Origin of the sequence: Lachnospira rogosae (ex Hitch et al. 2025) (genome assembly GCF_040096455.1) — a bacterium.
GTDB lineage: Bacteria > Bacillota > Clostridia > Lachnospirales > Lachnospiraceae > Lachnospira > Lachnospira rogosae.
On the sequence record NZ_JBBMER010000007.1, the window covers coordinates 49,155 to 64,434 of the forward strand.

At 36.8% G+C, this 15,280-nt stretch carries 24 protein-coding genes; all 24 read right to left on the reverse strand.

What is annotated here, in order from left to right:
• Positions 1-9 precede the first annotated feature (9 nt).
• Positions 10-504, reverse strand: coding sequence for an ATPase (locus WMO14_RS09780; RefSeq protein ID WP_349153751.1), 495 nt, complete (start codon positions 502-504; stop codon positions 10-12).
• Entirely contained in the window at positions 494-724 is a 231-nt protein-coding gene (locus WMO14_RS09785) for a hypothetical protein (protein WP_055287312.1), read from the reverse strand. Before WMO14_RS09785 ends, WMO14_RS09780 begins: the two co-directional genes overlap by 11 nt.
• A 171-nt stretch (positions 725-895) precedes the next feature.
• Complete coding sequence (gene rpsI, locus WMO14_RS09790) at positions 896-1,300, reverse strand: 30S ribosomal protein S9 (RefSeq protein ID WP_022501116.1); 405 nt, start codon at positions 1,298-1,300, stop codon at positions 896-898.
• A 31-nt stretch (positions 1,301-1,331) separates the two neighbouring features.
• Positions 1,332-1,760: a 50S ribosomal protein L13 gene (rplM, locus tag WMO14_RS09795; protein WP_022501117.1), complete on the reverse strand. Its 429-nt coding sequence runs from the start codon at positions 1,758-1,760 to the stop codon at positions 1,332-1,334.
• Positions 1,761-2,074: 314 nt separating this feature from the next.
• Entirely contained in the window at positions 2,075-2,812 is a 738-nt protein-coding gene (truA, locus tag WMO14_RS09800; RefSeq protein ID WP_116444197.1) for a tRNA pseudouridine(38-40) synthase TruA, read from the reverse strand.
• A 328-nt stretch (positions 2,813-3,140) separates the two neighbouring features.
• Complete coding sequence (locus tag WMO14_RS09805) at positions 3,141-3,944, reverse strand: energy-coupling factor transporter transmembrane component T family protein (RefSeq protein ID WP_055177156.1); 804 nt, start codon at positions 3,942-3,944, stop codon at positions 3,141-3,143.
• A gap of 32 nt (positions 3,945-3,976) precedes the next feature.
• Positions 3,977-4,837 (reverse strand): energy-coupling factor transporter ATPase, encoded by an 861-nt coding sequence (locus tag WMO14_RS09810; RefSeq protein WP_116444198.1) that lies wholly within the window; start codon positions 4,835-4,837, stop codon positions 3,977-3,979.
• A 50-nt stretch (positions 4,838-4,887) separates the two neighbouring features.
• The gene (locus WMO14_RS09815; RefSeq protein WP_022501121.1) at positions 4,888-5,742 is read right to left on the reverse strand and encodes an energy-coupling factor transporter ATPase; all 855 of its coding nucleotides are present in this window, start codon (positions 5,740-5,742) and stop codon (positions 4,888-4,890) included.
• A gap of 264 nt (positions 5,743-6,006) precedes the next feature.
• Positions 6,007-6,543, reverse strand: a complete 537-nt coding sequence (locus tag WMO14_RS09820; RefSeq protein WP_022501122.1) for a bL17 family ribosomal protein — start codon at positions 6,541-6,543, stop codon at positions 6,007-6,009.
• Positions 6,544-6,636: 93 nt separating this feature from the next.
• Positions 6,637-7,605 (reverse strand): DNA-directed RNA polymerase subunit alpha, encoded by a 969-nt coding sequence (locus WMO14_RS09825; protein WP_022501123.1) that lies wholly within the window; start codon positions 7,603-7,605, stop codon positions 6,637-6,639.
• A gap of 150 nt (positions 7,606-7,755) precedes the next feature.
• The gene (rpsD, locus tag WMO14_RS09830) at positions 7,756-8,349 is read right to left on the reverse strand and encodes a 30S ribosomal protein S4 (protein WP_022501124.1); all 594 of its coding nucleotides are present in this window, start codon (positions 8,347-8,349) and stop codon (positions 7,756-7,758) included.
• 20 nt (positions 8,350-8,369) lie between these two features.
• Positions 8,370-8,765 carry a 30S ribosomal protein S11 gene (gene rpsK, locus WMO14_RS09835; RefSeq protein ID WP_022432687.1) on the reverse strand — a complete coding sequence of 132 codons (396 nt, stop codon included), beginning with the start codon at positions 8,763-8,765 and terminating at the stop codon, positions 8,370-8,372.
• A 39-nt stretch (positions 8,766-8,804) separates the two neighbouring features.
• Positions 8,805-9,179, reverse strand: coding sequence for a 30S ribosomal protein S13 (gene rpsM / locus WMO14_RS09840; RefSeq protein WP_022204422.1), 375 nt, complete (start codon positions 9,177-9,179; stop codon positions 8,805-8,807).
• 306 nt (positions 9,180-9,485) lie between these two features.
• Complete coding sequence (rpmJ, locus tag WMO14_RS09845; protein ID WP_082421663.1) at positions 9,486-9,599, reverse strand: 50S ribosomal protein L36; 114 nt, start codon at positions 9,597-9,599, stop codon at positions 9,486-9,488.
• A 136-nt stretch (positions 9,600-9,735) separates the two neighbouring features.
• Positions 9,736-9,954: a translation initiation factor IF-1 gene (gene infA / locus WMO14_RS09850; protein WP_012738595.1), complete on the reverse strand. Its 219-nt coding sequence runs from the start codon at positions 9,952-9,954 to the stop codon at positions 9,736-9,738.
• A 33-nt stretch (positions 9,955-9,987) separates the two neighbouring features.
• Complete coding sequence (locus WMO14_RS09855) at positions 9,988-10,251, reverse strand: KOW domain-containing RNA-binding protein (RefSeq protein WP_022501125.1); 264 nt, start codon at positions 10,249-10,251, stop codon at positions 9,988-9,990.
• A gap of 20 nt (positions 10,252-10,271) precedes the next feature.
• Complete coding sequence (map, locus tag WMO14_RS09860; RefSeq protein ID WP_055177153.1) at positions 10,272-11,027, reverse strand: type I methionyl aminopeptidase; 756 nt, start codon at positions 11,025-11,027, stop codon at positions 10,272-10,274.
• 7 nt (positions 11,028-11,034) lie between these two features.
• Entirely contained in the window at positions 11,035-11,679 is a 645-nt protein-coding gene (locus WMO14_RS09865; protein WP_349153752.1) for an adenylate kinase, read from the reverse strand.
• A 78-nt stretch (positions 11,680-11,757) separates the two neighbouring features.
• Positions 11,758-13,077, reverse strand: coding sequence for a preprotein translocase subunit SecY (gene secY, locus WMO14_RS09870; protein ID WP_349153753.1), 1,320 nt, complete (start codon positions 13,075-13,077; stop codon positions 11,758-11,760).
• A 1-nt stretch (position 13,078) separates the two neighbouring features.
• Positions 13,079-13,519: a 50S ribosomal protein L15 gene (gene rplO / locus WMO14_RS09875; protein ID WP_022501129.1), complete on the reverse strand. Its 441-nt coding sequence runs from the start codon at positions 13,517-13,519 to the stop codon at positions 13,079-13,081.
• 28 nt (positions 13,520-13,547) lie between these two features.
• Positions 13,548-13,733 carry a 50S ribosomal protein L30 gene (rpmD, locus tag WMO14_RS09880; protein ID WP_022204428.1) on the reverse strand — a complete coding sequence of 62 codons (186 nt, stop codon included), beginning with the start codon at positions 13,731-13,733 and terminating at the stop codon, positions 13,548-13,550.
• Positions 13,734-13,781: 48 nt separating this feature from the next.
• Entirely contained in the window at positions 13,782-14,291 is a 510-nt protein-coding gene (rpsE, locus tag WMO14_RS09885) for a 30S ribosomal protein S5 (protein WP_022501130.1), read from the reverse strand.
• 22 nt (positions 14,292-14,313) lie between these two features.
• Positions 14,314-14,682, reverse strand: a complete 369-nt coding sequence (rplR, locus tag WMO14_RS09890) for a 50S ribosomal protein L18 (protein WP_022204430.1) — start codon at positions 14,680-14,682, stop codon at positions 14,314-14,316.
• 19 nt (positions 14,683-14,701) lie between these two features.
• On the reverse strand, positions 14,702-15,244 hold the full coding sequence (rplF, locus tag WMO14_RS09895) for a 50S ribosomal protein L6 (protein WP_022501131.1): 543 nt from the start codon (positions 15,242-15,244) through the stop codon (positions 14,702-14,704).
• Positions 15,245-15,280 lie beyond the last annotated feature (36 nt).

Genomic DNA, 15,280 nt, shown 5'->3' on the forward strand with positions numbered 1-15,280 from the left:
CTCCAATATTCATTTGGATATATTGATAGTTCTTCTTTCTGGTGATTTGGTATTATCATAAACATGCATAATATCGCATATATCAAGTAACTCTTTTATGTTATTAATTGATTTATAATATCTTTCAATAACTTTACTGCTATCAACATTATGTCCACCTGCTGCCACACGAGATTCTATTCTGGCAATATTAATTTGTGGGTCAACTGTCAACACAAATACACATTTTATAAAATATCCCTCTTCTTTTGCTTTTCTTAAAATGTTTAACTTATGTTCAGATGACAAGACTGTTTCAAATGTAAAATCTTCTTTCTTGGCAATTGATTCATATCTCATCCTGTCAACCAAAACAGCAGCTTCCATATTATTCATTCCTGTAGTCGCAACAACATCATCAGCATTAGTATACTTACCAACTTTATCAAAAAAAGTGGTTATTGTACTTTTCCCCGAGCCATTTGGTCCTGCTAATACAAGAATCATCGGTTTTCTATTCTGCATACTTTCTTTCCCCATTCGCATACTCTACATAAGCACGCTTTTTTTCTTTATCATAACCTGCTATAGGTTTTTTACAAATCTTAGCTTTATTTATCGCTGCCTTAACAGCTTCAACCGCTCTTTCGTCCATTTCACTGTCTGATTCAGTCAATGTACTCTTCTCTTCTTCTCTGGATACAACTTTTATAATTCTACCACTCTTTGTGCTTACAGTTGTCATATAAATATCTCTCCATTCTAATTAATACGAAAATAGCTTTTTAATTACACTTAATACTTAACTATTATAATATATTCTATCACATTTTATATAAAAAAACACCCCGGAACCGAAATTCCGAGGTGTAATATACTTTTCTGAAACGCCATAAGACGCTTTGGATTGTAAATATTATCTCTTTGAGAACTGAGGAGCACGACGAGCTGCCTTTAAACCGTACTTCTTTCTTTCCTTCATTCTTGGATCTCTTGTTAAGAAACCAGCCTTCTTAAGTGATGGACGGTATTCTTCTGAATCAACCTGAAGAAGAGCTCTTGAGATACCGTGTCTGATAGCACCAGCCTGACCTGTGTATCCGCCACCGTGTACGTTAACGATTACATCATACTTGTCAGCTGTCTCTGTAAGAACTAATGGCTGTTTAACTACAACCTTAAGTGTTTCAAGACCGAAATATTCATCAAGTGATCTCTTATTTATTGTAATATTACCATTACCTGGTACTAAATATACTCTAGCAATACTGCTTTTTCTTCTACCTGTTCCGTAGAACTTTCCGTTTGCTTTCTTAGCCACTGTTAATTCCTCCTTATGATATGTCCTTTAATTAAAACTTTAAAACTTCTGGCTTCTGAGCTGCCTGTTCATGATCTGGACCTGCATATACATGAAGCTTTGTGTACATCTGTCTTCCTAAAGGTCCCTTTGGAAGCATACCCTTAACAGCAAGTTCAATAACTCTTTCTGGATGCTTTTCCATCATCTCCTTAAGAGTTGTTTCTTTCATACCACCTACATAATCTGAGTGATTGTAGTAAATCTTCTGATCTAACTTCTTACCTGTAACCTTAATCTTTTCAGCGTTGATTACGATAACATTGTCACCACAGTCAAGGAATGGTGTATAAGTAGGCTTATTCTTACCTCTTAATACAGCAGCAACCTGTGATGCTAAACGACCTAATGTATAATCTGCAGCATCTACAACATACCATTTTCTTTCGATGTTAGATGCACTAGCCATATAAGTACTCATTAGTTTTCCTCCTAAATATTGCTTAAATGCATAATTAATTGTTCTAATTAAATAAATGTTAATATATATTAAATGCTTCTCCGGGGCATATGGTGAAACACCTAATTCTGATTAACTTATGTCAAGGCGCACTTGTTACGCCACATTAAAGAATTATATAACACACAGCCTTGTGTGTCAATCAGAAAATGTATTTTTACCATATAATTTTCAAGAAATTATCCACAGAGATTTTATTCTGCAATGTATTTATCAACAACTTGGTTAAAAATATAAACTATGTATTTAATTATTAAAATTACCAATATCAAGAATTACAGATACTCTATTTTCATAAGTGTAAGCCCCTGCGGTGGTGCTGTCTGGCCTGCCTGTGTCCTGTCCTTTGCATCAAGCATTTCCTTTACATACTCTGGATTAAATTTCCCTTTTCCGACCTGTATAAGCGTTCCTGCTATTATTCTTACCATATTATATAAGAAACCATTACCTGTAACTGTTATTAATATTTCATCACCTTTTCTATCTACATCAAGCGAATATATCTTCCTTACGGTTGTTTCTGTCTGTGTACGCACACAACAGAAGCTCTTAAAATCGTGTTCTCCTACAAGATACTCTGCCGCCTCCTGCATTTTAGAAATATCAATATTCCCTGGTACATTCCATGTATAGTTACGTTTCTTAGGAAGTCCAAACTCCGTATTTAATATACTGTAGCAGTATGTCTTTCTTGTATCACAGTGTCTTGGATGAAAATCAAATTCTACCTCATCTGACTGCTGTATTATTATATCTTCAGGAAGGTACCTGTTAAGTGCATATGTGAACTTGTCTGCTGGTATGCTTGAAGCAGTATCAAATACAGCGACATTTCCTAATGCGTGAACTCCTGCATCGGTTCTGCTTGCACCTGTTACATGGACATTTTCACCTGTAAGCGCGTATATAGCTTCATCAAGCTTTTTCTCAATTGTCGGTGCGTTAGGCTGTATCTGCCAGCCCGAATAATTCGTACCATCATATGCGACCCTTAATCTTATTCTTTTCATTCACTCCTCCTTAATTTTTTTCACACTTATTATTAATCGATACATACACTTCCTATTAATATCTTCATATACTTGTCATTAATCTTTCCGCGTACTTCTCTCTAATCTCTTTACATACTTGTCATTAATCTTTCTACACACTTCTCTCTAATCTCTTTACATACTTGTCATTAATCTTTCTGCACACTTCTCTCTAATTCCTCACTTCTTAACATAAAAGGGACTGCCACCTCAGACATAATCTATATAATACGTAGGTTAATACAACATTTCCTGACTTCCTACTATATAAATAATGCTTCGTGCTACAGCCCCTTTTAGCGACTTACTATGCAGCTATAATCTTGACAATGATAATAACTCCAAGGTACAGAACCATACTGATATAGGCAATTCTGTCTCTCTTTTCATATTTTAAAGGCTTCATCTTTGTCCTGCCCTCTGAACCGTGATAACATCTTGCTTCCATAGCCATTGCAAGCTCATTGGCTCTTCTGAAGGCTGACACAAATAACGGAACAAGTATTGGAACCATTGCTTTGGCTCTCTTTATAAGACTTCCATTCTCAAAATCCGCACCTCTTGCCATCTGTGCTTTCATAATCTTATCAGTTTCTTCTATAAGTATTGGTATGAATCTTAATGCTATCGACATCATCATCGCTATCTCGTGAACTGGTACTTTGATAACTTTAAGAAATCCAAGCCCCTTCTCAAGACCGTCTGTTAAGTTATTAGGCGTTGTAGTAAGTGTCATCAATGATGTGCCTACAATAAGATATATAAGCCTTACAACCATAAATATAGCCATTTTAAGACCCTGATAAGTTATTGTCAGCTTCCATATCTGTATAAGCACGTCTCCCGGTGTCAGAAACAGGTTAAACACCGCACTTATAATAATCAGTATTACTATTGATTTAAGTCCTCTAACCATAAATTTGAGAGGAATTCTGGACATTTTAATAACTACCGCCAATGCTACCGTGACAACAGCATATATCCATATATTCATTCCCATAAACAACGAAATTATAAAGATAAGAGTACCCATAAGCTTAACTCTTGGGTCTAATCTGTGAATGACAGAATCAGCTTTATAATATTGTCCAATTGTTATATCTCTAATCATACAATCTCCATTCCTGCCTGTTAATATTACCGCTACGCCTTTGCATTACGCTTAAAATGTGACAGAATACTTTCTTTTGCTTCCGCAATTGTTATTGCATCTGGATTTACATTTATTCCAGCCCTTATAAGGTCATTCATTATATAAGTAACCTGTGGTGCTGCAAGTCCTATCTGCTCTAACTGTCTGTAATGTCTGAATACATTTTGTGGTGTATCATCATATTTTAATACGCCATCATCCATAACCATAATTCTGTCAACATATTTGGCTACATCTTCCATACTGTGAGATACCAGGATTACAGTAATTCCAGTTTCTTCCCTTAAGTATTTAAGGCAGTCTAAAATGTCATCCCTTCCTTTAGGGTCAAGTCCTGCTGTTGGTTCGTCTAATATAAGAACCTCCGGCTTCATAGCAAGCACGCCAGCTATTGCAACTCTCCTCTTCTGTCCGCCTGACAAATCAAATGGCGACTGATAATAAAGGTTCTCATCAAGCCCAACAAGTCTTAAGCTCTCAAAGGCTCTAAGCTCGTATTCCTGTCTTGATAAACCTAAATTCTTAGGTCCAAAGCACACATCTTTAAATATGTCTGTTTCAAAAAGCTGGTGTTCCGGATACTGGAATACCAGTCCGACCTTGCTTCTTAATTCTTTCATATTAAATCCAGCATCATATATATCTTGTCCATTAAAATATATATGTCCCTCTGTCGCCTTAAGCAGCCCATTAAGGTGCTGGATAAATGTGGACTTACCAGAACCCGTATGTCCTATAAGACCTACAAATTCTCCGTCATTAATTGCACACGACACATTGTCCAGAGCTCGTCTTTCAAAGCCTGTTCCTGCTTCGTATACATAACTGATTTTATCAACAATTATTGACATTGCACTCTCCATTCTAATGTACATTCTGCCCACTGGCAGTAACATCATTTTTATTTATCCAGTCTTTTTAATTCTTCCACTAATTCTTCATTTCTTATTATGCCATCTTTAATAGGAAGACCTGCCTTTTTTAATTCATAAGCAAGTTCCGTCACTTGTGGCACATCGAGCCTCATACTCTTTAACATCTCAACCTGTGTGAATATCTGCCTTGGAGTTCCGTCCATTACAAGCTTTCCACCATCCATTACATACACATAATCTGCATCTATTACTTCTTCCATATAATGCGTTATAAGTATTATAGTAACATTTTCTTTTCTGTTAAGCTCGTGAAGAACATTTAATACTTCTTTTCTTCCAAGAGGATCAAGCATTGCTGTAGGCTCGTCTAACACGATACATTTAGGTTTCATAGCTACTATGCCTGCTATTGCGACACGCTGTTTCTGTCCACCTGAAAGCTTATTAGGAGAAGCACTACGAAACTGATACATTCCAACCGCCTTAAGGCTTTTTTCTACTCTTTCCCATATTTCTTCTGTTGGAACTCCTATATTCTCTGGTCCAAATCCTACCTCTTCATCTACAAGTGTACCAACTATCTGATTATCCGGATTCTGAAATACCATTCCTGCTGTCTGTCTTATTGAAAGTGTATTGCCGCTGTCCTTAGTATCCATTCCATCGACATACACTGTTCCCTCTGTCGGCATAACAAGGGCATTAAGATGCTTGGCAAATGTTGATTTGCCTGAACCATTGTGTCCAAGCACTGCAACAAAATCTCCTGCTTTAATATCTATATTTACATTATCAACTGCTGTAGTTATTCCCTCAACATTACCCTCTTCATCTCGTCTTATATATTCAAATGTCAAATTCTTCGCTTCTACTATTCCCATAACAGTCTCCTGTTCCAGTACTCCAGACATTTCCGGACATACTTGCTGATATTATATCTTCACAGATAATTCCCCTGTAATGATACATTTTTATTCTTTCTTTCAAATAATTGCATATTACTATATAACTTTATAAAAATCAATTTTATATACTAAATTCATTGAAATAACGTGAAAAAATACAAAACTTTCTAATATATAATTCAACCTTAAAAAAGCGGATATGAGTTACCCCATATCCGCTAATAATACGCAATGATGTAATTATACTAATTCAAGAAGAACTTCCATTGCTGCATCACCTTTTCTTAAGCCAATCTTAACGATTCTTGTGTAGCCACCCTTACGGTCAGCATACTTAGGTGCGATTTCGTCAAATAACTTATTAGTAAGGTCAACAGTCTTAGTATTCTTCTTCTTTCCAGCAGCATCAGCAGGAACTTCTGTTACCTTGTAAAGAACCTTATCCATCTGCTTTCTAGCGTGAAGCTTTGAAGGGAGATCCTTCTTGATTTCCTTCTCTACTGTTTCATATACAGTAACCTTCTTGCCATCAACAACTTCCTTAACTCTCTTGCCATCAGCATCCTTCTTTGCAACCTTAGCAGATACTGTAACTGTTTCGTAGTTGTCCTTTTCCTTAACTGCAAGTGTAATAAGCTTTTCAGCCTGCTTACGAACTTCCTTAGCTCTTGCTTCTGTTGTAACAATCTTACCATTCTCGATTAAAGCTGTTACCTGGCTTCTTAATAAAGCCTTTCTCTGGCTTGATGTTCTACCAAGCTTTCTATACTTTGCCATTGATTTAACCTCCATTTGTAACGTCTATACACGCGCATATGGTCTTACTGTATAGATGTTTTTTCTACAAACTCTAATATTACGCTTTAATTTTTAGTCTTCACTAGATCTAAGATGTAAATTTAACTGCTTAAGCTTTAAAAGCACCTCATCTAAAGACTTCTTACCAAGGTTTCTAACCTTAATCATATCATCTGGTGTCTTATTGCAGAGTTCTTCAACAGTGTTGATACCTGCTCTTCTAAGACAGTTAGATGAACGAACTGATAATTCAAGGTCTTCAATACTCATTGAAAGAACCTTAGTTGACTCATCAACCTGCTGTTCAACCATAATCTCTGCGTTAGCAGCATTCTCTGAAAGGTTAATGAAGCCCTTAAGATGCTCACTAAGAACCTTAGCTGCAAGGCTTAATGCCTCATCTGGAGCTATTGTTCCATTAGTAAATATATCAAGTGTAAGCTTGTCAAAATCTGTATCCTGACCTACTCGTGTATTCTGAACAGCCATATTAACTCTCTCTACTGGTGTGTAGATTGAATCTACAGCGATAACGCCAACTGGCTGGTCTTCTTTTTTATTTCTTTCTGAACTTACATAACCACGTCCGTTAGTGATTGTAAGTTCCATAATTAACTTGCTGTCTGCACCATTAAGATGTGCAATAACAAGATCTGGGTTAATAATCTCTATATCAGGGTCTACCTGAATATCAGATGCTCTAACTACACCCTCGCCTACGAACTCAATATGAGCTTCCTTAGGCTCAACGGAATTACCATTGTTCTTGATTGATAACTGCTTGATGTTCATCACTATCTCAGTAACATCTTCCTTAACACCAGGAATTGAGCTGAATTCATGAAGAACGCCCTCAATCTTGATACTGCTTACTGCTGTACCAACTAATGAAGAAAGCATAATTCTTCTTAAAGAATTACCAAGAGTAAGTCCATAACCTCTTTCGAGCGGTTCAACGACAAATCTACCATACTTTCCATCTTCTGACTGCTCAGTCATCTCAATCTTTGGCATCTTGAAATTAAAATCTGCATCAACCATGTATAGCCCCTCCTTTTATGGGTTTTAATAAGTTTATTCCTTCTATCCATAAGACAACAGAACGCATATATAGCATTCTGTTGTCTTATATAAACGTATCTGTCCACAAGCAACCTGCAAACTGAAACGTCTAAACATTTAATTAATGGATTACTTAGAATATAACTCGACGATAAGCATCTCGTTTACAGGAACGTCAATAGCTTCTCTTGTAGGTAATGACTTAACAGTACCCTTAAGTGCTTCCTTGTCAGACTCTAACCACTCTGGGACTAATCTTCCATTAGTAGCTTCAAGTACTTCCTTGTATCTAGCACAAGACTTTGACTTTTCTCTGATTTCAATAACATCTCCAGCCTTAACTAAGTATGAAGGGATGTTTACACACTTGCCATTAACAAGTACATGCTTGTGGTCTACGATCTGTCTTGCTTCTTTTCTTGTTCTAGCAAAACCTAATCTGAAGATAACATTATCAAGTCTGAGTTCAAGAGTAATCATAAGGTTCTCACCAGTCATACCCTTCTGCTTCTCAGCCTTCTTATAATAATTTCTGAAAGGCTTCTCTAATACGCCATAGATGAACTTAGCCTTCTGCTTTTCGCGAAGCTGTAATCCGTATTCGCTGATCTTTCTTCCAGCATTCTTAGCCTTTCTTCTAGACTTCTTATCTATTCCTAAATATAAAGGATCTAAATCAAGAGATCTACATCTCTTGAGCACAGGTGTTCTATTAACTGCCATTGTAATCTTACCTCCCTAAATTAAACTCTTCTACGCTTTGGTGGACGACAACCGTTATGTGGAACTGGTGTAACATCCTTAATACTTGTAACTTCGAGACCACAAGCTGAAAGGGCACGAATAGCTGCCTCTCTACCTGAACCTGGTCCCTTAACCATAACGTCTACAGACTTTAATCCGTGAACTAAAGCAGCCTTTGTTGCTGTCTCTGCTGCCATCTGTGCTGCATATGGAGTAGACTTCTTAGATCCTCTGAATCCGAGTCCACCTGCTGATGCCCAAGATAAAGCATTACCTTCTGCATCTGTTAAAGTAACGATTGTATTATTGAAAGATGACTGAATATGTGCCTGTCCTCTTTCAACGTTCTTCTTAACACGCTTCTTTGTCACTTTTTTTGTAACTTTCTGAGCCATGATAAATAACCTCCTGTGAGTTTAACAATTTAACAATTATTATTTCTTCTTATTAGCTACTGTCTTCTTAGGTCCCTTGCAAGTTCTTGCATTAGTCTTAGTCTTCTGACCTCTAACTGGAAGACCCTTTCTATGACGAATTCCTCTATAACATCCGATTTCCTTTAATCTCTTGATGTTCATGGCAACTTCTCTTCTTAAGTCACCTTCTACTAAATGCTCTGGATCTGCATCTATAACTTTAGCGATCTTTGCAACTTCTTCATCTGTTAAATCCTTAACACGAGTATCTGGATTAACACCAGCCTCTGCAAGAATCTTAGTTGCTCTAACTCGTCCAATACCATAAACATAAGTAAGTCCGATTTCGATACGTTTTTCTCTTGGTAAGTCTACACCTGAAATACGAGCCATGTGTTCTTTAACCTCCGTTAATCAAATATATATGTTATTAATAAATTACCGTGTAGTGATTATACATACGCAGCCCGTCAGTTGCCTGCCGTCTGAAATGTGTGCGTTGCCATAACAACTACTATATAAAATAGCAATGTCCACCTTACAACTTAGCCGGGTGGTTCATCGCTGCAGCCGCAAAACTACATTGTCTGTCTATCATAGTGATTAATAGAACAAACATCAATGTTATGACATCAACTAGTGATATCGATATCATAACGCACAAACATGAGAAGTATCAGCTACTTCTCTCCATAAGGATTAACCCTGTCTCTGCTTGTGCTTAGGGTTCTCACAAATAATCATGATTCTACCCTTTCTCTTAATGACTTTGCATTTTTCACAAATTGGTTTAACTGATGATCTAACCTTCACTGCAAAAGCCTCCTTTCAGACAAGTTCGTTGACTATTATAGCATAGTCATATTTTTAAATGCAAGTTAAAATTGCAATTTAAAACAAAAAAATTTGCACAAAAATATTATATATTTTTAGATGTTTTTTGAAATAATTACTTATCTCTCCAGATAATTCTTCCCTTAGTAAGGTCATATGGAGAAAGCTCTATTGTTACCTTATCGCCTGGAAGAATTCTGATAAAGTTCATTCTTAACTTTCCACTGATAGTTGCAAGTATCTGATGTCCATTCTCAAGTTCAACCTTAAAAAATGCATTAGGTAACTTCTCAACAACTTTTCCTTCGATTTCTATTACATCTGCCTTTGACATATTTGCCTCCTTATTATTAAATCTCTGTTTGCTTTACCGGTTATTATACTTCTTAATTGCAAGTTTAATATCTTCATTGGTCAGCTTAATATTACGACTTATCTTGTCTTTTATTGTATCGTCACATATTTTGATAAGCTGAATATGTTTTAACTTTTTCTTTTTAGGCTCATCAACCTGCCTGAGCCTGCCATCAGTTACATATACATATTCATTATCAACACCTGTAATAACATATGTTAATCCCTTATCGTGTCCTGCTAATGATGTAGCAAAATATCCTATATAATTATTCAAATCCTGCCCTCCATTATCAGTTATTCTACTAATGATAGTATTTCTGGTCCAGCTTTCGTTACAAGCACAGTATTCTCATAATGTGCTGATAATGAATGGTCAAATGTTGATGCTGTCCAGTTATCATCTAACCATCTGACTTTATAATCGCCTGCTGATACCATAGGTTCAATCGCAAGTGTCATCCCCTCATAAAGCCTGATACCTCTTCTGTCCTGTCTGAAATTAGGTATCTCTGGTTCTTCGTGAAGTTCTGTTCCTATTCCGTGACCTACAAGATCTCTGATAACTCCATATCCAAACGACTCATTATATTGTGCAATTGCATTGGAGATTTCATATAAGTGGCATCCTTCTTTGGCATATTTAATACCCTCGAAGAAACTTTGTCTTGTCACTTCTATCAATTTAGCCGCTTCATCGCTTATCTTTCCAATACCGTAAGTTCTTGCGGCATCAGAATGATAACCCTTGTGTATCACTCCTGCATCAAGGCTTACTATGTCACCTTCTTTTAGTACACGCTTCTTTGATGGAATTCCGTGTACTATCTCGTCATTAACTGATACACATATTGCGGCTGGATACCCCTGATATCCCTTAAATGAAGGAATACATCCGTAGCTTTTTATCATTTCCTCACCAATCTTATTAATATGATAAGTTGTAACACCCGGTTTACATTCCTTTTCAAGTTCATTAAGGACTGTACCAAGTATCTTACCAGCTTCTCTCATTAATTCGATTTCGCGTTGTGATTTAACTGTTACAGACATATTCAGCCTACTTTCCTAAAACATCAACAATTGCATTAAATACATTTTCCATTGACTGTGTACCATCAACCTCAGCTAATACACCTTTCTTTGAATAGTAATCAATCAATGGCTGTGTCTGCTCATGATATACAGATAATCTGTTCTTAACTGTTTCTGGCTTATCATCATCTCTTAATATAAGCTTTTCACCACAAGCATCACATATGCCTTCAACCTTAGTAGGATTGAACTCGATATGGTATGTTGTACCACAACCAACGCAAGCTCTTCTTCCTGACATTCTATTGATAATATTTTCGTCTGGAACTTCTACGTTAATAGCGTAGTCTACTGTTTCATTATTAGCAGCAAGTGCCTTATCAAGTGCTTCTGCCTGAGGTATTGTTCTTGGGAAACCATCTAATACATATCCATTAGCACAGTCAGCTTCCTTAAATCTATCCATTATAAGGTCTACAACTAATTCGTCTGGTACAAGCTCACCCTTGTCCATATATGTCTTAGCTTTCTTGCCAAGTTCTGTATTATTCTTGATATTTGCTCTGAAAATATCTCCTGTTGAAATATGAGGAATTGAGTATTTTTCAGCTATTTTCTTTGCCTGTGTTCCCTTACCAGCTCCAGGAGCTCCTAACATAATAATCTTCATATGTTTACCTCATTTCTTTTTTATATACAAAGGACTCGCCCAACATTACTGTCAGGCAAGTCATCTAATACTTATAAGCTATTCGCTTAAGAATCCTTTATAATAACGATTAACCATCTGCGATTCAATCTGCTTTAATGTTTCAAGTACAACACCAACGATGATGATTACTGATGTTCCACCAAATGAAACGCTTGCATTAAAGAACCCTGTACACATAATAGGTATTAATGCGATGATGAGTAATCCAACTGCACCTACGAATACGATGTAGTTTAATATATTATTAAGATAATCACTAGTAGACTTACCAGGTGTTATACCAGGGATAACTCCACCAGCTTTCTTTAAGTTATCAGCTACTTCAATTGGATTAAATGTAATTGATGTATAGAAGTATGCAAATATTATAAGCAATACAATATACAATACTAACCCGATAGAATACTTAGGTGCTGATATTCTGCACCAGTATGAAGAGCTTAAATATCTGGTCCATTCGTATGACTTTCCAAATAACTGTGCAATAATTACAGGGAACTGCATAAGTGATGATGCGAAAATAACAGGCATTACACCAGCAGTATTAACCTTTAAAGGTATATTAGTTGACTGTCCGCCAAATGTCTTTCTACCACTAACCTTCTGTGAATACTGAACAGGAATTCTTCTCTCTCCATCCTGTAAGAAGCATACTAAAACTACCATTACAACAAGAATTGCAATAATAATTGCAGCTGCTAATACACCCTTTGCAATAGTTCTAGGTGCAACAAATGTGCTATACAATGTAGCAAAATCACTTGGCATACCAGAAATAATGTTAATTAAAAGTACAATTGATATACCATTACCAACACCATTTTCAGTAATTCTTTCACCAAGCCACATAAGCATTGCAGAACCTGCTGTAAGTGCTGCAACAACTACGATTATGCTTACAATATAATGTAATGTACTAAAGCCCTGATATCCCTTGATAAGTCCAGATCTACCAAAACCTACAGCCATAGCTATACTCTCTATAAGAGCAAGAGCAATTGTTACATATCTTGTAATTGCTGCAATCTTCTTCCTACCATCTTCACCTTCTTTTTGCATTTCCTCTAACTTAGGAATTGCAATAGCAAGAAGCTGCATAATAATAGATGAAGTAATATATGGCGTTATGCTTAACGCAAAGAGGGACATTCTTTCGAATGAACCTCCTGTAAATGCGCTAAGATAGCTCAAATCACCAGTATTAATTCCACTAAGTAAGCTACTGAAATACTCTGTATCTACTCCTGGAATAGGAAGCAAACTTCCTACTCTAACAATAACAAGAATCATAAGAGTATATAAAATCTTTTTTCTTATGTCTTTGTTCTTAAAAGCGCCTACAAGTGTCTTTAACATATTAGATCACCTCGCAAGAACCACCAAGAGCTTCGATCTTTTCCTTTGCAGAAGCACTGAAAGCGTTAGCCTTAACGTTGAGTTTCTTTGTGAGTTCACCGTTAGCAAGAATCTTGATACCATCCTTAGGATTCTTAACGATACCTGATTCAATTAATGTATCAACTGTAACTTCTGCACCATTATCAAATCTTTCTAATGTGCTGATGTTAATAGCAACAAATTCCTTACGGTTTCTGTTAGTGAAACCTCTCTTAGGAATTCTTCTATATAATGGCATCTGGCCACCTTCGAAACCTGGTCTTGGTGCTCCTGAACGAGCTTTCTGTCCCTTATGACCCTTACCAGCAGTCTTGCCGTTACCTGAGCCATGTCCACGACCTCTTCTGAAATTATCACTCATTACTGAGCCCTCTGCTGGGCTTAAATTAGATAAATCCATCTTTGCACCTCCTTATCCGATTTATTAATTAAATTTCTTCTACCTTTAACATATAACCAATCTGCTGAATCTGTCCTCTTGTTGCAGCATTGTCTGGAAGTTCTACTGTCTTATGCATCTTTGTAAGACCCATAGCTTCAACAGTTCTTCTATGCTTTGGAACAGCACTGATTGGAGACTTAACTAAAGTTATTCTTAACTTCTTATCAGCCATTTTAACCTCCATCTGTCAATAACGACTATATCAATGTTTATTTGTTAATTAGCCAAGGATCTCGCTAACAGACTTTCCACGAAGTCTTGCAACTTCTTCTGGAGTCTTCATAGACTTAAGACCTTCTATTGTTGCTAATACAGCATTCTGCTTGTTATTAGAACCAAGTGACTTTGTACGGATATTCTTAATACCTGCAAGCTCAAGTACTGAACGAGCTGGACCACCTGCGATGATACCAGTACCTTCTGGAGCCTTCTTAAGAAGAACTGTTGCTCCTCCGAACTTTCCGATGAAGTCATGTGGAACTGATGAATTCTCGTCCATAGGAACTTCTACTAAATGCTTAATGGCATCTTCTTTTCCCTTACGGATAGCTTCAGGAACTTCAGCTGCCTTACCAACACCAGCGCCAACATGTCCGTTGCCGTCACCAACAACAACTAAAGCTGCAAAACGCATGTTACGTCCGCCCTTTACAACCTTTGTTACACGCTTGATTGATACTACATTATCTCTTAATTCTAAATTGCTAGCATCAATTATTGTACGTTTCATACTGTTTGTTTCTCCCTTCCGCTTAGAATTCAAGGCCAGCTTCTCTTGCTGCCTCTGCTAATGCCTTTACTTTACCTTCATATACAAATCCGCCTCTATCATAAACGACAGTTGTAATACCTTTTTCTAATGCCTTCTTAGCAACTACTGTACCAACTACTGTAGCAGCTTCAACGTTATTAGTCTTTTCAAGTTCTGCCTTTACGTCCTTATCAAGTGTTGAAGCAGAAACAAGTGTCTTACCAACTGTGTCGTCAATAATCTGAGCGTACATATGATTATTGCTTCTAAATACAGCTAAACGTGGTCTTTCTGCTGTACCGCTGAAACGATTACGTAATTTTCTATGTTTATTTTCACGAACTACTGTTCTTGACTTCTTACTAACCATTTTGTATTCACTCCTTTAATTATTTCTTACCAGTCTTACCAACCTTACGTCTAATAACTTCATCAGAGTACTTGATACCCTTGCCCTTATATGGCTCTGGAGCTCTCTTAGCTCTGATTTCAGCTGCGTACTGGCCAACTTTTTCTTTACTAATACCTTTTACGATGATAACGTTAGTACCATCAACAGTTGTTTCGATTCCTTCTGGATCTTCCATTTCGACTGGATGAGAGTAACCTAAAGCTAATACAAGCTTCTTACCCTGCTTCTGAGCTCTGTAACCAACACCGTTGATTTCAAGCTTCTTCTCATATCCTTCTGTAACACCGATTACCATATTATGAATTAATGTTCTTGTTAATCCGTGTAATGACTTCATCTTCTTTAAGTCGTTAGGTCTAGAAACAACGATTTCTGAACCTTCCATCTTAATGTCCATCTCAGCAGGTAAAACTCTTTCAAGTGTACCCTTAGGACCCTTTACAGTCACTTTGTTATTTTCTGCGATCTCAACAGTAACACCTGCTGGGACAGCGATAGGCATTCTTCCTATACGTGACATGCCGTGCACCTCCTAATTTTGATTAAGAAAACACTT